The organism is Streptosporangium sp. NPDC020072, from assembly GCF_040631445.1.
Classification (GTDB): Bacteria; Actinomycetota; Actinomycetes; order Streptosporangiales; family Streptosporangiaceae; genus Streptosporangium.
In genome coordinates, this window is sequence record NZ_JBEYAB010000012.1 from 295,878 (window position 1) to 314,657 (window position 18,780).

The 18,780-nt window shown below is 69.8% G+C and carries 18 protein-coding genes and 1 tRNA gene; 15 read left to right on the forward strand and 4 right to left on the reverse strand.

The window, feature by feature from the left end; genetic code table 11:
• Positions 1–10: 10 nt before the first annotated feature.
• From ABZ470_RS28675 to ABZ470_RS28685, 3 genes are all read left to right on the forward strand, one after another.
• A complete protein-coding gene (locus ABZ470_RS28675; RefSeq protein ID WP_362781281.1) occupies positions 11–820 on the forward strand; it encodes a class F sortase in 810 nt (269 codons plus the stop codon).
• A complete protein-coding gene (locus ABZ470_RS28680) occupies positions 817–2,313 on the forward strand; it encodes a DUF2079 domain-containing protein (protein ID WP_362915231.1) in 1,497 nt (498 codons plus the stop codon). Before ABZ470_RS28675 ends, ABZ470_RS28680 begins: the two co-directional genes overlap by 4 nt.
• Before the next feature lie 70 nt (positions 2,314–2,383).
• Entirely contained in the window at positions 2,384–3,535 is a 1,152-nt protein-coding gene (locus tag ABZ470_RS28685; RefSeq protein WP_362781285.1) for an acetyl-CoA C-acetyltransferase, read from the forward strand.
• A 51-nt stretch (positions 3,536–3,586) separates the two neighbouring features.
• On the opposite strand, the gene ABZ470_RS28690 is transcribed toward ABZ470_RS28685, so the two are convergent.
• Together ABZ470_RS28690 and ABZ470_RS28695 are read right to left on the reverse strand one after the other, a co-directional pair.
• A complete protein-coding gene (locus tag ABZ470_RS28690) occupies positions 3,587–3,739 on the reverse strand; it encodes a hypothetical protein (protein WP_362915233.1) in 153 nt (50 codons plus the stop codon).
• Positions 3,740–3,930: 191 nt separating this feature from the next.
• On the reverse strand, positions 3,931–4,662 hold the full coding sequence (locus tag ABZ470_RS28695; protein ID WP_352014732.1) for a class I SAM-dependent methyltransferase: 732 nt from the start codon (positions 4,660–4,662) through the stop codon (positions 3,931–3,933).
• 360 nt (positions 4,663–5,022) lie between these two features.
• Here ABZ470_RS28695 and ABZ470_RS28700 point away from each other — a divergent pair, with 360 nt between their 5' ends.
• Both ABZ470_RS28700 and ABZ470_RS28705 read left to right on the forward strand, forming a co-directional pair.
• Positions 5,023–7,074 (forward strand): AAA family ATPase, encoded by a 2,052-nt coding sequence (locus ABZ470_RS28700; protein ID WP_352014733.1) that lies wholly within the window; start codon positions 5,023–5,025, stop codon positions 7,072–7,074.
• A gap of 32 nt (positions 7,075–7,106) precedes the next feature.
• Positions 7,107–8,972: a hypothetical protein gene (locus ABZ470_RS28705; protein ID WP_352014734.1), complete on the forward strand. Its 1,866-nt coding sequence runs from the start codon at positions 7,107–7,109 to the stop codon at positions 8,970–8,972.
• Here the strand turns inward: ABZ470_RS28705 and ABZ470_RS28710 are convergent.
• Together ABZ470_RS28710 and ABZ470_RS28715 are read right to left on the reverse strand one after the other, a co-directional pair.
• Complete coding sequence (locus ABZ470_RS28710) at positions 8,969–10,000, reverse strand: adenosine deaminase (RefSeq protein WP_362915235.1); 1,032 nt, start codon at positions 9,998–10,000, stop codon at positions 8,969–8,971. The genes ABZ470_RS28705 and ABZ470_RS28710 overlap by 4 nt on opposite strands.
• A gap of 136 nt (positions 10,001–10,136) precedes the next feature.
• Positions 10,137–11,342: a pyridoxal phosphate-dependent aminotransferase gene (locus tag ABZ470_RS28715; RefSeq protein ID WP_362915237.1), complete on the reverse strand. Its 1,206-nt coding sequence runs from the start codon at positions 11,340–11,342 to the stop codon at positions 10,137–10,139.
• 260 nt (positions 11,343–11,602) lie between these two features.
• Here ABZ470_RS28715 and ABZ470_RS28720 point away from each other — a divergent pair.
• From ABZ470_RS28720 to ABZ470_RS28765, 10 genes are all read left to right on the forward strand, one after another.
• A tRNA-Trp gene (locus ABZ470_RS28720) sits at positions 11,603–11,675 on the forward strand.
• Between the two features lie 75 nt (positions 11,676–11,750).
• A complete protein-coding gene (secE, locus tag ABZ470_RS28725) occupies positions 11,751–11,999 on the forward strand; it encodes a preprotein translocase subunit SecE (protein ID WP_352014737.1) in 249 nt (82 codons plus the stop codon).
• A gap of 66 nt (positions 12,000–12,065) precedes the next feature.
• Positions 12,066–12,851, forward strand: a complete 786-nt coding sequence (nusG, locus tag ABZ470_RS28730) for a transcription termination/antitermination protein NusG (RefSeq protein WP_362915239.1) — start codon at positions 12,066–12,068, stop codon at positions 12,849–12,851.
• A 116-nt stretch (positions 12,852–12,967) separates the two neighbouring features.
• Positions 12,968–13,399, forward strand: a complete 432-nt coding sequence (gene rplK, locus ABZ470_RS28735; RefSeq protein ID WP_184712590.1) for a 50S ribosomal protein L11 — start codon at positions 12,968–12,970, stop codon at positions 13,397–13,399.
• A gap of 155 nt (positions 13,400–13,554) precedes the next feature.
• Positions 13,555–14,268, forward strand: a complete 714-nt coding sequence (gene rplA / locus ABZ470_RS28740) for a 50S ribosomal protein L1 (RefSeq protein WP_352014739.1) — start codon at positions 13,555–13,557, stop codon at positions 14,266–14,268.
• Between the two features lie 152 nt (positions 14,269–14,420).
• Entirely contained in the window at positions 14,421–15,257 is an 837-nt protein-coding gene (locus tag ABZ470_RS28745; protein WP_352014740.1) for an LppX_LprAFG lipoprotein, read from the forward strand.
• 357 nt (positions 15,258–15,614) lie between these two features.
• Positions 15,615–16,139 (forward strand): 50S ribosomal protein L10, encoded by a 525-nt coding sequence (rplJ, locus tag ABZ470_RS28750; protein WP_352014741.1) that lies wholly within the window; start codon positions 15,615–15,617, stop codon positions 16,137–16,139.
• A gap of 85 nt (positions 16,140–16,224) precedes the next feature.
• A complete protein-coding gene (rplL, locus tag ABZ470_RS28755) occupies positions 16,225–16,617 on the forward strand; it encodes a 50S ribosomal protein L7/L12 (RefSeq protein WP_352014742.1) in 393 nt (130 codons plus the stop codon).
• A gap of 663 nt (positions 16,618–17,280) precedes the next feature.
• The gene (locus ABZ470_RS28760; protein WP_352014743.1) at positions 17,281–17,742 is read left to right on the forward strand and encodes a hypothetical protein; all 462 of its coding nucleotides are present in this window, start codon (positions 17,281–17,283) and stop codon (positions 17,740–17,742) included.
• Positions 17,739–18,254, forward strand: a complete 516-nt coding sequence (locus ABZ470_RS28765) for a hypothetical protein (protein WP_352014744.1) — start codon at positions 17,739–17,741, stop codon at positions 18,252–18,254. Before ABZ470_RS28760 ends, ABZ470_RS28765 begins: the two co-directional genes overlap by 4 nt.
• Positions 18,255–18,780: the final 526 nt, after the last annotated feature.

The following is an 18,780-nucleotide window of genomic DNA, read 5'->3' on the forward strand; positions in this document are numbered from 1 at the left end:
GGGGCGCCGCATGACCACCCCGCCACCGGAAGGCTGGCCGCCGGAGCACCCCGCACAGCCGTACGACCAGGGGTACTACCCCTACCCGGAGTACGAGGAGCCGTACGGCGACCGGGCCGGGGGCGGCAGGATCCTGCGCTCGGTGCTCATCCTCGCCGGGGCGGCCGGGGTGGTCACGGTGCTGGTCGGCCTGCTGATGATGGCGGTCTCCCCGGACGAGTACGGCCTGGCCGAGCAGCGCACGACGCTGCCGCCCCGCAGCGCGGTCAACGCCACCGCGCCCGCCGACCCCTACTTCAGGGCCGATCCGACCGCGCCGCCGCCCGAACCGCGTCTGCCTCCCGCCCCCGCGATGCAGCCCTCGACCCCGCTGCGCCTGGTCATCAAGCGGCTGAACATCAACGCGCCGATCACCTCGGTCGGACTCGACAAAAAAGGCGCGATCGAGGTGCCGTCGGTCGGCAATCCGAACCTGGTCGGCTGGTACCGTTCGGGGCCGACGGCGGGCGAGGCCGGTCCCGCGATCATGCTCGGGCACAAGGACACGCGCTCGGGAAGCGCGGTCTTCAGCCGCCTGGCCGAGATCAGGAACGGCGACGAGATCGAAGTCCGGCGGCAGGACGGCATCATCGCGGTTTTCACGGTAGACGGACTCGAACAGGCGGACAAGACGGTGTTCCCGACACAGCGCGTATACGGCGACTCGCCGATACCCCGGCTTCATGTGATTACCTGTGGCGGTACCTACAACCACACGACCGGCCACTACACCGACAACGTCATCGCCTACGCGACGATGACGAGCACCCGCAGAGCATGAGCGCGGTGACCGCGACCGCCGAGGAGCCGGTCGACAGGACGGACAAGGCACGCGACGTCCCGGCGTTCCTGCGCGAGCGGCGACACGGTCTGACGCTCGGCGCGCTCGTCGCCCTGGCCACCGCGGCCTACAGCGTGCTCGGGCTGGTCAAGTTCTCGGCGTTCAAGGCGAGCATCTTCGACCTGGTCATCTTCGACCAGGCGGTGCGCGGGTACGCGAGTTTCGGGCCGCCGGTCGCCCCCTCGGTCGGCATGTTCTACAACCAGGGCATGGACTTCGTCCAGCCGGCCGACCACTTCTCGCCGATCCTGGCCGTCCTGGCCCCGCTGTACTGGGTGTACGACGACCCGCGGACCCTCATCGTCGCGCAGGCGGCGCTGCTCTCGCTGGCCGCCGTCCCCGTCTGGCACTACACGAGCCGCCGTCTCGGCCCGGTCCCCGCGCACCTGGTCGCGGTCGCCTACCTGGTCTCCTGGCCGGTCGCGCAGGCCGCCGGGTTCGACTTCCACGAGGTGGCGTTCGTCCCGCTGCTCAGCGCGATCATGATCGAGCGGGCGGACGCGGGCAGGACCCGCTACGCCGTCCTCGCCGCCATCGGCATCCTGCTGGTCAAGGAGGACATGGGCCTGCTGGTCGCCGGGTTCGGGGTCTACCTGTTCCTCATCAGACGCAGGCTTGAGGGGACGGCCCTCGTCCTGATGGGCGGCGGCGCGCTGCTGCTCATCCGCGGCGTGGTGATGCCGATGATCGGCTCGGGCGGCGAGGGCTTCCACTGGGCGTACGGCAGTCGCGGCGCGACCCTCGGCGAGGTGGCGCTGTCCATCGTCCGTGACCCGTTCGGCACGCTGTGGCAGATGGTCAGCCCCGAGGTCAAGGTGGACACCATGGCCTTCCTGCTGTGGCCGATGCTGCTGACCGCGCTGCTGTCCCCGCTGGTCCTGGTCGCCGTCCCGCTGCTGGTCGAACGGTTCCTGGCCGACCGGCCGCAGTGGTGGGGGACCGACTTCCAGTACAACGCCTTCCTCGCGGCCATCCTCGTCTGCGCCGCCGTGGACGGTGTCCACCGGCTCTCCGGACGGCTGCGCGGGCGCTTCCCCGAGCGGTCGCGGGCGCTGGCCGGGCACTGGGCCTTCGCGGTCTGCGTGATCGGGCTCACCCTGGTGCCGCGCTTCGCCCTGGGCAACCTCGTCGAGTCGTCCTTCTTCACCGAGGAGCCGTCCGTCGCGGCGGCGCGCGAGGCCGTGGCCATGGTCCCCGACGGGGTGGTGGTCGAGGCGGCCAACAACGTCGGTCCCGCGCTCAGCGCCAGGACGACGGTGCTGCTGTGGGGCCCGCAGGCGTACGGCGCGCCGTGGATCGTGGCCGACGTGACGCGCTGGACCTTCCCCTTCGGGGGTCCCGAGGTGCAGCAGCAGCGGGTGGACGAGGCGTTGCGCACGGGCTACACCAAGGTGTTCGACAGGGATGGCTACGTCGTCCTCAAGCGGTCCTGACCACCGCCACGCCGACCGAGGTAACCTGCTGGTAACCGAACAATGCTCGGTTCTGTGAGCAGGAGGCACCGTGGCAGAGGCGTACATCGTCGGGGCGGTCCGCACCCCGGTCGGCAGGAAGCAAGGAGGGCTGTCCACCGTCCACCCCGCGGACCTGGCGGCCCACACGCTCAGGGCGCTCGTCGAGCGCACCGGCGTCGATCCGTCCGCGATCGAAGACGTGATCATGGGCTGCGTCATGCAGTTCGGCCCGCAGAGCATGGACATCGCGCGCACCGCCTGGCTGTCGGCCGGGCTGCCGGAGGGCGTGGCCGGGGTGACCGTCGACCGGCAGTGCGGCTCCTCCCAGCAGGCGCTGCACTTCGCCGCCCAGGGCGTGCTCTCCGGCACCCAGGACCTCGTGGTCGCCGCCGGGGTCGAGTCCATGAGCGTCGTGCCGATGGGCTCCCCCGTCACCGCCGCCCTGGAGAAGGGCCTGCCCTCACCGTTCGGCGAGGGCTGGGCCGAGCGGTACGGCAGGCAGGAGATCTCCCAGTTCCGCGGGGCCGAGCTGATGTGCGAGAAGTGGGACCTGAGCCGCGAGGAACTGGAGCGCTTCGCCTGCGAGAGCCACCGGCGCGCGCTCGAAGCCGTCGCGGAGGGCCGCTTCCGCGACCAGATCGTCCCCGTCGCGGGCGTCGAGAACGACGAGGGCCCCCGTGCCGACACCACCCGGGAGAAGATGGCGGGCCTCAAGACCCTGCGGGAGGGCGGCCGGATCACCGCGGCGACCTCCTCGCAGATCTCCGACGGCTCCGGCGCCCTGCTGGTCGCCTCGGAACGGGCGCTCCGCGAGCACGGCCTGACCCCCAGGGCCCGCGTCGTCACCCTGACGCTCACCGGCGACGACCCGGTCCACATGCTGACCGCGCCCATCCCGGCGACCAGGAAGGCCCTGGCCAGGGCCGGGCTCACGGTGGACGACATCGACGTCTTCGAGGTCAACGAGGCCTTCGCCCCGGTGCCGCTGGCCTGGCTCAAGGAGATCGGCGCCGACCCGGAGCGGGTCAACCCCAACGGCGGCGCGATCGCCCTGGGTCACCCCCTCGGGGCGACCGGGGCGATCCTGATGACCAAACTCCTGCACGAGCTGGAGCGGACCGGCGGCCGGTACGGCCTGCAGACGATGTGCGAGGGCGGCGGCCAGGCCAACGTCACCGTCATCGAACGCCTCGACGGCTGAGACCCGGCGGTGCCCACCCGGAACGGGGTGGACACCGCCTCCGGCCGGCCGTCAGCGACCACCCCGGCCGGGAATCCGGCGCGGCTGCCGGGTGGGCCGGGCGGGAACGGGCGGCATCGGCACCCGCCTGGGCGCCGGGGCCCGCTCGGGCAGCGGGATACGAGGCGTGACGGTCTGCTGCTTTTTGGCAACGCGAATTCGCATATGGACTCCTTGGAAGATCATGACGACGCGGTCTGTGCCGTGCCGGAACCTCAGCTGCCGCGTCAGACGAACGGGGCCAGAGAGCTGAGCGCGGGCGGACCGGCGACGGCCGGTCAACGCCTGCTTTCTAGGAGTTGATCCACATGCGGACCACCGTACGGCGGGCCCGCCGTACGGTGCAACGGGTTTTTCTACCGGGGGACGCGGGCCACGCAGAAGACGGTCTGACCGAACGGCGGACGCACGAAACGCTCGATGAACCGGGTCGCCGGGACGACCGTACGGTCGTAGATCTTGACCAGACGCGGGTCGGGGTAGCCGACACCGCCCCGGCGGACCGCCACCCACCAGGCGATGCCGCCCAGGAAGTTGATCGGCTTGAGCACGTCGATGTCCAGGCCCGCCTTGGAGACCGTGCTGCGCAGGGTCGCGGGGGTGTAGCGGGTGACGTGGCCGACCTTGCGGTCGAAGTCTCCGTAGAGCTGCATGTAGCCCGGCACCCAGATGACGATCCGGCCGCCGGGCGCGGTGACCTTCGCCAGGGAGCGCAGCGCCTCGACGTCCTCCTCGATGTGTTCGAGGACGTTCATCATCACGACCGTGTCGACCTTCTCACCGATCGGGATGTCGGTCGGCAGGCCGAACTGCAGCACGTCCACGTCGTCGCGCTCGGCGAAGCGCTTGTTGAGCTGCTCGACGCAGTAGGGGTCGAAGTCACTGACCACCAGCCTGTCCAGGCGGGGCAGGAACGACTCGGCGAAGTGCCCGAGGCCCGAACCGATCTCCAGCATGGACTTCCCCACGTGCGGGGCGACCATGTCGAGCTCGTACTGCCGGTAGTTCCTGGCCTCGTCCCCACCCAGGTGGTTCTCCAGGGCCTCGTCACCGGCCGCCGGTTGCACTACGCGGTCATACCCAGACATGCGGTTCCGTCCAGCTCACTCATCGGGGAGCCGCGTCGCCCACGACTTGGAGGGCGTCCACGGCCGGGAAACAGCAAGAGTCTAGTGTCGCTTCCCCCGCGGCGACTCCGGAAACGCCCCCATGACGTCCCTGGGAACCCCTTCGTGACGGCCGGGGAGACACCGGACACCGACGAAACGAGGAGGGGTCCGGAGGAGGAATCCCACCCCGGAGGACTTCGACAAGAGGCCGCTGACCTGCGCGTCGGCATGAGATATGCGCCCCGGGAGAAGAACGGACAACCGCGGGTCCTCCGTCAGACCGGGATGGCCGCGCTCCCATGGTTGGCTGGCCATCTAACGCGGAGGGGCGAGGAATCGGTGGAGGAGACGCGCACGCGCCGGGACAACGTGCCGGCGGAGACGGGTGACCTCGTAGGACGGGAGGCGGAGCTCGGCGAACTCGCCGCACTGATCGGCCACTCTCCTCTGGTGACCCTCACCGGGGTCGCCGGGGTCGGCAAGTCCAGGCTCGCGCTCAGGGCCGCGACCACGCTCCGCGGGGACTTCCCCGACGGGGTGTGGGTCGTCGCGCTGTCCGCCGAGCAGAACGGCGCCCTGGTCGGCCACGCCGTCGCCGCCGCGCTCGGCCTGCCGGAGCAGGCCGTGCGGCCCCAGGCGGAGGTCCTCGCCGACTTCCTCGCCGACCGGCGGCTGCTGCTGGTCCTCGACGACTGCGACCACCTCGCAGAGGCGTGCGCGGAACTGCTGCGCCAGGTCCTGGCGCGGGCGCCGCACATCCGGGTGCTGGCCACCGGCCGCGGTCCTCTGGGGCTCGCCGGGGAACGGCTGATGCCCGTCGAGCCGTTCGCCGTACCCGAGGGGGCCGAGGCCGCGACCTGCGACGCCGTCCGGCTGTTCACCGAGCGGGCCAGGGCCCTGGTGCCCGGCGCCGCCCTCGACCCCCACGAGGTGGCCCGGCTCTGCCGCGGCCTCGACGGCATCCCGCTCGCCATCGAGCTGGCCGTACGGCGGCTGCGGGCGCTGTCCGTGCCACAGCTCACCGAGCGGCTCGGCGACCGCTTCGCCCTGCTGGAGGGCGGCAGCCGCGCCCCGCTCGGGCGGCACCGGAGCATGCGCACCGCGGTCGGCCTCAGCCACGAGCTGTGCGGCCCGGGGGAACGCCTGCTGTGGGCGCGCCTCTCGGTCTTCGAGGGCTGGTTCGACGCCGACGACGCGTGGGCCGTGTGCGCCGACGGACGACTGGCCACGCTCGCGCTGTCCGGGCTCGCCGACCGGTCGATCCTGGTCGCCGACGTCGCCGGTGGCCCGCGCTACCGGATGCTCGGCACGATCCGCGACTACGGAAGGCAGTGGCTGCGGCTGCTGGGCGAGGAGGAGACCGTTCTCGCCCGCCACCACGACCACTTCCTGGCCGGGGCGCGCAGGGCGGAGGCCGAGTGGTACGGCCCGCGCCAGGCCCGCTGGGCGGCCTGGGCCAGACGGGCGATGCCGGACCTGGAGGCCGCGCTGGCCCGCGACGAGGGCTTCGACCTGGCCACCTCGCTCTGGTTCGTCTGGTGCTGCCTCGGCAGGGCCGGCCTCGGGCACCGGCACCTGGACCGGCTGCTCAACCGGGAGATCACCCCCGGCCCGGCCCGCACCAAGGCCCTGTGGGTGTGCTCATGGGCGGCGCTGGCCGCGGGCGACACCTCGGAGGCCAGACGCAGGGCCGCCGAGGCGTACGCGGCGGCCACGGCCGAGGGCGACCTCGCCGCCGCCGGATGCGCCAGGCAGGGGGCGGCGGCGACCGCGCTCGCCCTCGGCGACCTCGACGGGGCCGCGCGCCTGGCCGCCCAGGCCGCCGGGCTGTTCGAGCAGGCCGCCCCGGAACGGGCCGCCCACATCGGTCTCCCCGTCGCCGAGACGACGCTGGCGATGGCGCACAGCCTCAGGGGGGAGTTCGGCCCGGCCGTCGAGGTCCTTGTGCGCCAGTGGGCCAGGTGCGCCGAACGGGGCGAACTGTGGGCCCGTTCCCACGGCGACCACGTGCGCTCGCTCGCCGAACTCGGCAGGGGAGAGATCGAGGCGGCCGAGGCCTACGCCCGCGCGGCGCTCGACGCCAAGTGGTGCCTGCGCGACCCGCTCGGCGTGGCCGCGGCCACCGACCAGCTCGCCGCGACCGCCGTGGCGCGCGGTGACGGGCGCAGAGCCGCCCGCCTGCTCGGCGCGGCCGCCCGGATGTGGACGACCGCTGGCCTTCCCACCCCCGACGCCTCGCCGTACGCGACGTCCAGGGCGCGCACGGAACGCCGAGCCAGGGCGTTGCTCGGCGACCTCGCCTACGAACGCGCGTTCGCCAGGGGAATGGCCATGGACATCGACACCACTGTCGCCCGCATCCGGGACACAGACGGCTTCGGTCACCTTTAGCATGAATGCCCACGCCGCGAGGAGACTGCGGAATGAGTGCATTCGTCGGTAGGCAGGGCGAGGTCGCGGAGATCACAGCCCTTTTCGAGCGGGTACGGCTCGTCACCCTGTCGGGGGCGGGCGGTGTCGGCAAGACCAGGCTCGGCCTCGAACTCGCCAGGACACTCGTCCCCGAGCCCGCGGTCGTCGACGTCGCGGAGGTCGCCGAGGTCGGCGGGCCACAGGCGCTGGCCCCCGCCGTCACCGAGGCCCTGGCCGTCTCGGCCGGGTCCCTGCTCGTGCTCGACACCTGCGAGGCGCTGGTCGACGAGGTCGCCTCCCTGGTCGGCGAACTGCTCGCCACCGACCCCGAACTCCGCATCCTGGCGATCAGCCGCCAGTCGCTGGCCGTCCCCGGCGAGCACCTGCGGGTGCTGGCCGGCCTCCCCGCCCCGGACGCCTACGCCCTGCTGACCGGTCTCGGCGACACCTGGCCCGCCGGGACGCGCGAGAGCCTCACCGAGGTGTGCGACAGGCTGGACGGCCTGCCGCTGGCGATCGAACTGGCCGCCGTACGGCTGCGCACGATGCCCGTCGCGGACTTCGTCGCGAACCTGGGCGAGCACCTGGCCCTGCTCGTCGACGAGGAGCGGCAGGGCCCCTCAAGGCACCGGGCGCTGGCCACCTGCATCGGGTGGAGCCACCAGCTGTGCACCGAGCGGGAACGACTGTTCTGGGCGCGCGTCTCGGTCTTCCCCGGCGAGTTCGACCTGGAGGCGGCGACCTACGTCTGCCGGGACGAGACGCTGCGCGCCCAGGACATGATCGACGTGGTCACCGGCCTGGTCGACAAGTCCGTGCTGCTGCGCAGGGAGACCCACGCCGGAGTCCGCTTCCTGATGCCCGGCGCCACCCGCGAGTTCGGCGCGGGCTGGCTGGCCCTGCTCGGCCAGCAGGAGGAGGTACGGCTGCGCCACCACGACTTCTACCTGGCCCTGGCCCGCAACGCCGAACGCGAGTGGCCACGCCGCCAGGTGCGCTGGCACCACAGGCTCCGCGTCGAGGCGGCCAACCTCGCCCAGGCACTGGAGACGGGCCTTGAGGCGGGGACCGGTCTCGAACTGGCCGGAGCGCTGTGGATCCTGTGGGTGTGCTGCGGGATGCACGCCGAGGGGCGCGACTATCTCGACCGCGCCCTGGCCACGGACCCTCGGCGGGGACCGGCGCGGACCAGGGCGCTGTGGGTCTGCGCCTGGGTCGCCAGCCTCCAGGGAGACCTGCTCGGAGCCGAGGAACGGCTCTCCGAGTGCCGCGAGGCCGACCCCGGCGGCCACGCGGGCGCCTACGTGACCCAGCTGGCAGCCCAGGTCGCCGCCCAGCGGGGGCAGGCGACCCGCGCCGTGCTCGGCATCAGGGCCGCCCGCGACCGCCACCACTCGGCGGGACGCGCCTTCCCCGGCCTGCTGCCCGGCTACGCCGTGGTGGCCGCCTGCCTGCTGACGCTGGGCGACGTCGAGGCGGCCGTCGGCGTCCTCGTCGAGGGACTCGACCTCTGCGAGACCTACGAGGACCTGTGGACCCGCTCCCACCTGTGCCACCTGCGCGCCCACGCCGACTATCTGCGCGGGGACCTCACCGCCGCCGGGGAGCACGCCCGCGAGGCACTGCGCACCGCCCGCCTGTTCGACGACCGTACGGCGCAGGCCGCCGGGGTCGAACTGCTCGGCGCGCTCGCCGTCGCCGAACGACGGTCACAGGAGGGCCTGGAGCTGCTGGCCGCGGCCCGCGACGCCTGGACGGCGCTCGGCGGCGAGCACCTGCGCCCGCCGCTGCTGGCCTCGATCGCCGTCCCGGAGGTCCTCCCCGTCGAGGGCCTGCCCCTCGACGCCGCCACCAGCCTGGCCCTCAAAGAGCCCTAGACACCCTCGGGGTCGGGGGAGGACAGCCACTCGTCGATCTCCCTGAGGATCTCCTTGCGGACGCTCTCGGGGGCGGCGGAGGCCCTGATCGACTGCCGGGCCAGCTCGGCCAGCTCCGCGTCGCGGAAGCCGTACACCTGCCTGGCCAGCTCGTACTGGGGCAGCAGCCTGGCGCCGAACAGCAGCGGGTCGTCGGCGCCGAGCGCGATGGGCACCCCCGCCTCGAACAGCCGCCGCAGCGGTACGTCCTGCGGCCGTTCGGCAACCCCGAGGCCGACGTTGGAGGTCGGGCAGACCTCACACGTGACCTGCCGGTCAGCCAGCCGCTCCATCAGCCGTGGCGACTCGGCCGCCCGCACGCCGTGCCCGACCCGGTCGGCGCCGAGCTCGTCGAGGCACTCGGCCACGCTCGCCGCCCCCATCAGCTCCCCACCGTGCGGTACGGCCAGCAATCCGGCCCGCCTGGCCAGCCTGAAGGCCCCGTCGAAGTCACGGGCCCGGCCCCTGCGCTCGTCGTTGGACAGCCCGAAACCGACGACGCCCTGGTTCATGTGGTGCGTGGCGAGCCTGGCGAGCGTCTTGGCGTCCAGGGGGTGCTTCGTGCGGTTGGCGGCGACCACGAGCGCCACTCCGATGCCCGCGTGCGCCGAGGCTTGGCGCGCCGCGTCGAGCATCAGCTCAAGGGTGGGGGTGAGACCGCCGAACCGGTGGGCGTATCCCGAGGGGTCGACCTGGATCTCCAGCCAGCGAGACCCCTCGGCGACCTCGTCCTCCGCGGCCTCCCGCAGCAGCCGGTAGACGTCGGACTCCCGCCGTAGCACCGCCCGCGCGATGTCGTAGAGCCGCTGGAAACGGAACCAGCCCCGCTCGTCGGTCGCCCGCAGCCGGGGCGGCCAGTCCTGCTCAAGCGCGTCCGGCAGGTGCAGACCCTGCTCACGGGCGAGCTCGATCAGGGTCGTGTGCCGCATCGAGCCGGTGAAGTGCAGGTGGAGGTGGGCCTTTGGCAGGTCGGTGAGCGGGCGTGGCATTTCCATATGGTGCCGTATGCCGGGCACCGCACGGTGCCACACGCCGAACCCGCTCCCACGGAGCCGGAGGGCGGGCTGCCGGGCGGCGCCGTACACGCCGCCCGGCGGTGGACCTCAGACGGGTCTCAGGTGGGCCTCAGCCGACCTGGCCGAGGAACTTGGCCACCCGGCTCACGCCCTCGACGAGGTCCTCGTCGCCGAGCGCGTAGGAGAGCCGGAAGTAGCCGGGGGTGCCGAAGGCCTCGCCGGGGACGAGGGCGACCTCGGCCTCCTCAAGGATGAGCTCGGCCAGCTGGGCGGACGTCTCGGGACGCCTGCCACCGAAGTCCTTGCCCAGCAGTTCCTTGACCGACGGGTAGGCGTAGAAGGCGCCCCTGGGCTCGGGGCAGAGCACGCCCGGGATCTCGTTGAGCATGCGGACCATGGTCTGGCGGCGGCGGTCGAAGGCCTCACGCATCTTCGCCACGGCCGACAGGTCGCCGGACACGGCGGCCAGGGCGGCGGCCTGGGCCACGTTCGAGACGTTGGAGGTGGCGTGCGACTGCAGGTTGGTCGCGGCCTTGACGACGTCCTTCGGGCCGATCAGCCAGCCGACCCGCCAGCCGGTCATGGCGTAGGTCTTGGCGACGCCGTTCAGCACGACGACCCGGTCACCCAGCTCGGGGACGACGGTCGCGATGCTCGCGAACGTCGCGCCGCCGTAGGTGAGATGCTCGTAGATCTCGTCGGTGACCACCCACAGCCCGTGATCGGCCGCCCAGCGGCCGATCGCCTCGACCTGCTCGGGCGAGTAGACCGCGCCCGTCGGGTTGGACGGGGAGACGAACAGCAGGGCCTTGGTGCGCTCGGTGCGGGCCGCCTCGAACTGCTCGACGCTCGCGAGGTAACCGGTGGTCTCGTCGGTCACCACGTCCACCTGGACACCGCCCGCGAGCTTGATGGCCTCGGGATAGGTCGTCCAGTAGGGGGCGACGACCAGAACCTCGTCACCCGGGTCGAGGAGCGTGGCGAAGGCCTCGTAGACGGCCTGCTTGCCACCGTTGGTGATCAGCACCTGGGCCGCGTCGACCTGGTAGCCGGAGTCGCGCAGCGTCTTGTCCGCGATGGCCTGCTTCAGCTCGGGCAGGCCCCCGGCCGGGGTGTACTTGTGGAACCTGGGGTTGCGGCAGGCCTCAACGGCGGCTTCGACGATGTAGTCGGGAGTCGGGAAGTCCGGCTCGCCCGCGCCGAAGCCGATGACCGGGCGGCCCGCCGCCTTCATGGCCTTGGCCTTGGCGTCCACGGCGAGTGTGGCGGACTCGGAGATCGCGGAGATGCGCGCTGAGATGCGAGGACGGGTCATGCCTTCCATGGTTACAGATCTGTGAGGTGCCCCCCGCCTCCCGCCGGTTTTTCCGTACGGCGGGCCGTACGGGAGGGGAAAGGCTGTGACGTGGGAGATCAGGGGGAGGTGAGGGGTCGATCACCTGCCGGTTCGACGTGGGGGCCATTCCCACGTAGACTCCCGCATGTTCCTAACCGCCGCGTGCACGAACTCGGCGGTCGGGACCCGTGAGCCACGGACAAACTTCGGTCCAACCGATGTATGGTGGTTCATGTCTTAGGGCACTAGCGCAATTGGTAGCGCACCGGTCTCCAAAACCGGCGGTTGGGGGTTCGAGTCCCTCGTGCCCTGCGAGGAGCGGTCCGCGCATCAGGGCGTCTAGCGCGCCGCAGACATGCGTTGGACTCGACGAAGCAGGTGAGGACTGTGGCGATCGACACGCGCGGCGAAACCGCAGACAAGCCGAGCGGTGAGAAGAAGGCCAAGCGCACTTCTCCCGCCCTCTTCTATCGGCAGATCATCGCTGAACTACGCAAGGTCATCTGGCCTACGCGCAAAGAGCTTCTCTCGTACACCACGATTGTCATGGTCTTCGTTCTGATCATGGTCGGGGTCGTGTCCGGACTCGACGCGTTGCTCACCGAAGGTGTGCTGCGGATCTTCGGCGGAGCCTGAGGCCGGACCCCGGCGGATCGCCCCCCGTAATTTCATCAGCCCATCGACGAAAGAGAATGAGCCACCGTGTCCGAGTCTCCACAGCCGGCCGGCGAGTCCCGCGAAGAGCGGACTGACGAGCCGGAGCAGGTCGTCGACGTCGCGGAGGACTCGCTCGACGCCGACACCGAGACCGACGAGGTCACGGCCGACGTCGACGAGGACGAGGCAGAAGAGGCCGGGCAGACCGGTGAGGTCGACGAGGACGGCGACGTCCTGCCCGATGTCGACCCGATCGAGGAGTTCAAGCGCCAGCTGCGCGGCCAGTACGGCGAGTGGTACGTCATCCACTCCTACGCCGGTTACGAGAACCGCGTGAAGTCGAACATCGAGACCCGCACGCAGTCCCTCAACATGGAGGACTACATCTTCCAGGTCGAGGTGCCGACGCACCACGTGACCGAGGTGAAGAGCGGCAAGCGTCAGCTGGTCAAGGAGCGGGTGCTGCCCGGCTACGTGCTGGTCCGGATGGAGCTCACCGACGAGTCCTGGTCCGCGGTGCGCAACACGCCCGGTGTGACCGGCTTCGTCGGTCTGTCGAACAAGCCCAGCCCGCTGAGCCTGGACGAGGTGGCCAAGCTGCTGGCTCCCGAGCCCTCGGAAGAGGTCAAGAAGTCGACCGTCAAGGCCACGGCCGCGACCGTCGACTTCGAGGTCGGCGAGTCCGTCACGGTCATGGACGGCCCCTTCGCGACCCTGCCCGCCACGGTCAGCGAGATCAGCGCCGAGTCGCAGAAGCTCAAGGTCCTCGTGTCGATCTTCGGTCGCGAGACCCCGGTTGAGCTCTCGTTCAACCAGGTCTCGAAGATCTGACCGATCACATAAACTAAGACGTTCGGTGGCCGTGTCTCGCGAAGCACGGCCTTCCGACATGCTCCCCGTGTCTGCGTGGGAGCCGCATCACCCCGATTAGGACCCGGAGAAGAACCATGCCTCCTAAGAAGAAGATCGCGGCACTGGTCAAGGTCCAGCTCCCCGCTGGCCAGGCCACGCCCGCTCCGCCGGTCGGTACCGCCCTCGGTCCGCACGGCGTCAACATCATGGACTTCGTCAAGCAGTACAACGCTGCCACCGAAGCCCAGCGCGGCAACATCATCCCCGTTGAGATCACCATCTTCGAGGACCGCTCCTTCACCTTCGTCACGAAGACGCCCCCGGCGCCTGAGCTGATCAAGAAGGCCGCCGGTGTGGCGAAGGGCTCGGCCGTCCCGCAGAAGGACAAGGTCGGCAAGCTCACCAAGGAGCAGCTGCGCCAGATCGCCGAGACCAAGATGCAGGACCTCAACGCCAACGACATCGAGGCGGCCGAGAAGATCATCGCCGGCACCGCCCGGTCGATGGGCATCACGATCGCCGACTGACGACAGGCGACTCGGTCCCGAGCCGGTGATCCGGCGACGGATCGGAAAACGGCGGAACGCGACGGTGGTCGTGTCCGTCACCAGGACATCGAAGTGAGTGGAAGGGCCAGGCGCTGGCCCGCACCACGGACACTCGGATTCACAGGAGTGAGCAAGTGAAGCGCAGCAAGGCATTCCGCGCGGCGGCCGCACAGGTCGACGGCGAGAACCTCTACAGCCCGGCCGCGGCGGCGAAGCTCGCCAAGGGGACCAGCGTCACCAAGTTCGACGCGACCGTCGAGGTCGCGCTGCGACTGGGCGTCGACCCCCGTAAGGCCGACCAGATGGTGCGCGGCACCGTCAACCTCCCGCACGGCACCGGTAAGACCGCCCGGGTCCTGGTCTTCGCGACCGGTGACCGTGCCGAGGAGGCCCGCGCCGCGGGCGCCGACATCGTCGGTGCCGACGAGCTGATCGACGAGGTCGCCAAGGGCCGTCTCGACTTCGACGCCGTCGTCGCGACCCCCGACCTCATGGGCAAGGTCGGCCGTCTCGGCCGCGTGCTCGGTCCCCGTGGCCTCATGCCCAACCCCAAGACCGGCACCGTCACCCCGGCCGTCGGCAAGGCCGTCACCGACATCAAGGGCGGCAAGATCGAGTTCCGTGTCGACCGGCACGCGAACCTGCACTTCATCATCGGCAAGGTGTCCTTCGGCGAGCGTCAGCTGGTCGAGAACTACGCCGCCGCCCTCGAAGAGGTGCTGCGTCTGAAGCCGTCCGCCGCCAAGGGCCGTTACCTGAAGAAGGTCACCTTCTCCACGTCCATGGGCCCCGGCATCCCGGTCGACCCGAACGTGACGCGGGCGCTGACCGCCGAGCTCGACGCCTGAGACGTCCGCTAGCAGACGCCTTCTCGGAAAGGCCTCAACCGAATGGCCATTCGGTTGAGGCCTTTCTTCGTTCCTATGGAGGAAGCGTGTCGGGATTGCCCGGCGTATGGTCATAAACAAGTCCATCGGGGGACACGAAGGAGTGAAGACCAATGCGCCGATTGGCTCCCGCACTGACACTGGGAGCGGCCGCTCTGATCGCGGTCACGGGATGCGGTGCGCAGAGCACCGGAACCCTCGGAAACGTCAAACTGGCCGCCGCCGAGGCGGTTCAGCAGAGCGCGCAGAGGGCCGGGGAGGTCACCTCGTACTCCGCGGACCTCGTCCTTGACGCCACAGGTGGCGACAGGGGCGCGGGCAAGATCCAGGGCAGCGTGGTCTACCAGAGCCAGCCTCAGCTGGCGACCGACATCACGCTGGACACGATCAACTTCGACGGGCAGAACGTCCCCGGCGGAGCCAGGGCGATCTTCACCGGGGACACGGTCTACCTGAAGTCGCAGCTGCTCGCCAGGTTCGCGGGGGCGGACAAGCCCTGGCTTAAGGCCTCGATCTCCGACATCGACGCCGAGGGCCAGAAGGGCGTAAGGAGCTTCCTGGAGCAGGCCAGGCAGTTCGACCTCGCCGCGACGGTCAAGCTGCTCACCGCGTCCAAGGACGTCAAGGCCGTGGGCACCGAGACGGTCGGCGGGACCGAGACGACCCACTACAGCGGCACCTTCCCGGTGGCCGAGGCCGCCCAGGTGCTCGACCCGGCCAAGCAGGAGCCGCTCAAGGAGCGACTCTCGTCGGTCAAGGACGTGAAGTTCGACCTGTGGGCCGACGGCCAGAGCCTGCCCCGCAAGGTCACGCTCAGCGGCTCGAAGAACGGTGAGTCGTTCAACCTGACCGCGCTCTTCAAGGGCTTCAACGAGCCCGTGACGATCGCGGCCCCGCCCGCCGAGCAGGTGGGCGACCTGCCGAAGAACCCCGTCCCGAGCGGCCACTGAGGGCCCGCTGGGAACGGCTCGTGGAACCCCGTCCGGGGGACCACGAGACCCATGTACGGCCCGCCTCTCCCATCGCACCGGGGGAGGCGGGCCGTCGTGTTTTCCTGGATTCCTTCCCGAGCGGAGCCCGGTTTGGCGTTCCTCCCGCCAGGGCGTATGCTGTCAACGCCGAAGACCGCCGGTTGTCGTCAGGCCTCATGGTTCGACGACCCAAGGTTCCACTTCGTGGACGACCAGCGCAGGTGTGATGTGAGTTTCCATTTGGACTGACCTCCTCATGTGAGCCCCGTGCGCCTGCGCCCGGGGCTTGTTCGCGTCTGTGGCCCCTTGCCGGTGGCAACATCTGGAAGGAGGCCCATGGCGAAGGCGGAAAAGGCAACGGCTGTAGCCGAGCTGCGGAGCAGCTTCGAAGGCTCCAACGCTGCCGTTCTGACCGAATACCGCGGTCTCACCGTCGCTCAGCTCAAGCAGCTGCGCGTCTCTCTCGGTGAGCATGCGAAGTTCGCCGTGGTGAAGAACACGCTGACCAAGATCGCGGCCAACCAGGCCGGGATCAGCGAGCTCGACGACCTGCTCGCGGGTCCGTCGGCGATCGCGTTCGTCGAGGGCGACGTGGTCGAGGCCGCCAAGAGTCTGCGTGACTTCGCCAAGGCCAATCCCCTCCTGGTCATCAAGGGCGGTGTCGTCGACGGCAAGTCGATGAACCCGGCCGAGATCAGCAAGCTTGCCGACCTTGAGTCGCGCGAGGTCCTCCTCGCGAAGCTGGCCGGTGCCATGAAGGCGAAGCAGGCCCACGCCGCCGCCGTCTTCAACGCGCTGCCCACCAACATGGCTCAGCTCGTCGAGGCTCTGCGCGCCAAGCGCGAAGAGGCGGGCGAGTAGGTCCGCGCTGGCGGACTCAGGGGATTAGCGCATATATACCGCGGTCCCGAATTCTCAGTTTTTAGATCCATACGGAGGAATCATCATGGCGAAGCTCACCGCTGACGAGCTGCTCGAGTCGTTCAAGGAGATGACCCTCCTTGAGCTGGCCGACTTCGTGAAGCTCTTCGAGGACGCCTTCGACGTCAAGGCCGCCGCCCCCGTCGCCGTGGCCGCCGCCCCGGCCGCCGGTGGCGCCGCTCCGGCCGAGGAGGCCGAGGAGCAGGACGAGTTCGACGTCATCCTCGAGGCTGCCGGCGACAAGAAGATCCAGGTCATCAAGGAGATCCGCGCCCTGACGAGCCTGGGCCTCAAGGAGGCCAAGGACCTCGTTGACGGCGCCCCCAAGCCCGTCTTCGACGGCAAGGTCAACAAGGAGCAGGCGGAGAAGGCCAAGGCTGCCCTCGAGGGCGCCGGCGCCACCGTCACCGTCAAGTAGTCCCACCTGGCCTGAAGGCCTCGTAGGAGAGCTCGACGAGACTCAACAGAAAGAGCGGGTCCACCTGGTGCCGGTGGCCCGCTCTTTCTGCTTTCCCGGCCCGTCAGAGGCCCGTCAGGGACGTGTCAGAGCCCGCCTGGGGTTGGGTGAAGGCCTCGGCGAGGGGCGTCCGTACGACGCTCTCATGCCTTCGGCCGGCTTCTCCTGCGGCAAACTTCTCATGATTTATGGCTTTATGGGCGGTTTGTTCACTAAATCGCCATTAAATGCTCTGAAATGGGTTTGGGATGCGACCCGAAGAGCTCGCCGGGCCGTACGGCGGGGCACCGGACGGCATTTCCCCGCGTGAGCCCGAAGGTCGTTTATCGGTGGCGCCTGGGCGCCTGGGCCACGAGATCGGTGGTTCGGGATGGAGAGGGCCACGAGATCAGCGGCCTTGGCAGGGATATTTTTTTCCTGTTATGAGAGGGCGGCTCCTGGGGAGGTGGGCAAAGCCCTCCATGACGATCCGTTTGGCGGGTTATGATCCGGCGATCGGGGAGCTTTCGGCCTGAACGGCCGGCGCCACGTGATCACCGGTCCGTGTTCCGACGGACCCGCGATGGGAGAGAGCGCATGGCGGTGAACACTGCTCGGCGGGCTCGCCCGCTGAGAGTCGCCGGGTTGGTGCTGGCCCTGTTGATCGTGGCGTTGCTCGGCGCGGCGTTCTGGCTGCGCTCGGCGCTTGCGCAGGCCCAGGCGGAGGCCGACGACCGGGAGGCCGCGATACGGGCGGCGGGATCACACGCCCTGGATCTGCTCTCGGTCGGTCACCGGACCGTGGACTCCGACATCAAACGCATCTTGGACACGTCAACCGGCGCGGCGAAGGCGGAGTACGCCAGGAACGTCACGACGCTCAAAGAGACGACGCTCAGGAACAAGGTTCTCCAGACGGGCGCGCTCCGTGCCTCCGGACTCGTCTCGATGAAGGGGAACGTCGCCAGAGTGATGGTCGTCGGGGACGCCGTCATTCGCTGGGAGGGTAGCAAACAGCCCCCGCAGGAGCGGTTCTACCAGTGGAACATGGAAGTGACCAAGATCGGGACCGCCTGGCTCGTCTCGAAGACGGAGCTGGTCCTGTGACCCGCGTCTCCCTCCTCCTGGTCGGGGTGATGACCGCCGTCGCGCTCTCGCTCGCCGCGGTGGTGTGGATCATGTTCGCGGATCTGAGCCGACTGCGTTCGGACGAGGCCGCCGGACGGGAGGCGCTCGCGACCGCCCGCTCCGTCGCCGCCGACATGCTGTCGTACGACTACCGTACTATCGAACAGGATTTCGCACGGGCTCGGGGATACACCACGGGAAACCTCAGCCAGTACTACCGGCAGCTCACCACGAGCCTGGTGCCGACGGCCAGGAAGGAGCGCGCCGTCCAGCAGGCGACGGTGGCCGGGGCCGGGGTCGAGTCGGCGCGCGCCGACCGGGTCGAGGTCCTGCTGTTCGTGAACATGAGCACCGTGCGGACCATGCCGGGGGACAAGCAGCCCCGGCGCCAGATCAGGCAGAACAGGGCCCGGTTGGTCATGGTCAGGCAGGACTCCCACTGGCTCGTCTCCGAGCTGTCCACCCTGCTGGGAAACCCGCCGCCCCACTAGGTTGGCGTGGCGCTTCATTCAATTGTTATCAAAGTCTGCGTTTAGAGCTGGTTTGTGGCCGGGTACATCGTTCATCGCAGCGTCGATCGTCGGTCGTGTGTGCGTCTGGCGCTCGAAGCTTCGTAGGGCGAGGCGTTAGCCTCCCCGAGGCGCGGGTATCGTCTTGGGGCTGGTGGTTGCGCAGGTCACACGATGGGAAAACTCCCAGCGGCTCGGCTGTTCCTTGGCTGAAATGTCGGCTCACGGGCTTGACGTTTCGGCTCTGACGGGCGATGCTGCGACCAACGTGGAGAGCGCAGCGAGGGTGAACTGGACAGGTGTATGCCGTTCGGCTACACTGCCCCTTTGCGCTGCCCTTTGACGACCCGCTTCTTTTGGTGCTCCGATGCATGGTCGTCTGGCGTGCGTGTAGTCAGTCCGCCGCGAGCCCTCGGAAGGACATCTGTTGGCAGCCTCGCGCAACGCCTCCGCCGTACCCGCTGGTCCCCGTCGCGTGTCGTTCGCACGTATTCAGGAGCCGCTCGAA

Excerpts from the sequence above, each read along its gene's own strand:
- ABZ470_RS28705 (WP_352014734.1), top strand. The coding sequence starts at position 7,107 with ATGAGTGCATTCGTCGGTAGGCAGGGCGAGGTCGCGGAGATCACAGCC.
- rplJ (WP_352014741.1), top strand. The coding sequence starts at position 15,615 with ATGGCGAAGGCGGAAAAGGCAACGGCTGTAGCCGAGCTGCGGAGCAGC.
- ABZ470_RS28715 (WP_362915237.1), bottom strand. The coding sequence starts at position 11,342 with ATGACCCGTCCTCGCATCTCAGCGCGCATCTCCGCGATCTCCGAGTCC.
- ABZ470_RS28680 (WP_362915231.1), top strand. The coding sequence starts at position 817 with ATGAGCGCGGTGACCGCGACCGCCGAGGAGCCGGTCGACAGGACGGAC.
- ABZ470_RS28710 (WP_362915235.1), bottom strand. The coding sequence starts at position 10,000 with ATGCCACGCCCGCTCACCGACCTGCCAAAGGCCCACCTCCACCTGCAC.
- rplL (WP_352014742.1), top strand. The coding sequence starts at position 16,225 with ATGGCGAAGCTCACCGCTGACGAGCTGCTCGAGTCGTTCAAGGAGATG.
- ABZ470_RS28690 (WP_362915233.1), bottom strand. The coding sequence starts at position 3,739 with ATGCGAATTCGCGTTGCCAAAAAGCAGCAGACCGTCACGCCTCGTATC.
- ABZ470_RS28745 (WP_352014740.1), top strand. The coding sequence starts at position 14,421 with ATGCGCCGATTGGCTCCCGCACTGACACTGGGAGCGGCCGCTCTGATC.
- ABZ470_RS28675 (WP_362781281.1), top strand. The coding sequence starts at position 11 with ATGACCACCCCGCCACCGGAAGGCTGGCCGCCGGAGCACCCCGCACAG.
- ABZ470_RS28695 (WP_352014732.1), bottom strand. The coding sequence starts at position 4,662 with ATGTCTGGGTATGACCGCGTAGTGCAACCGGCGGCCGGTGACGAGGCC.
- rplK (WP_184712590.1), top strand. The coding sequence starts at position 12,968 with ATGCCTCCTAAGAAGAAGATCGCGGCACTGGTCAAGGTCCAGCTCCCC.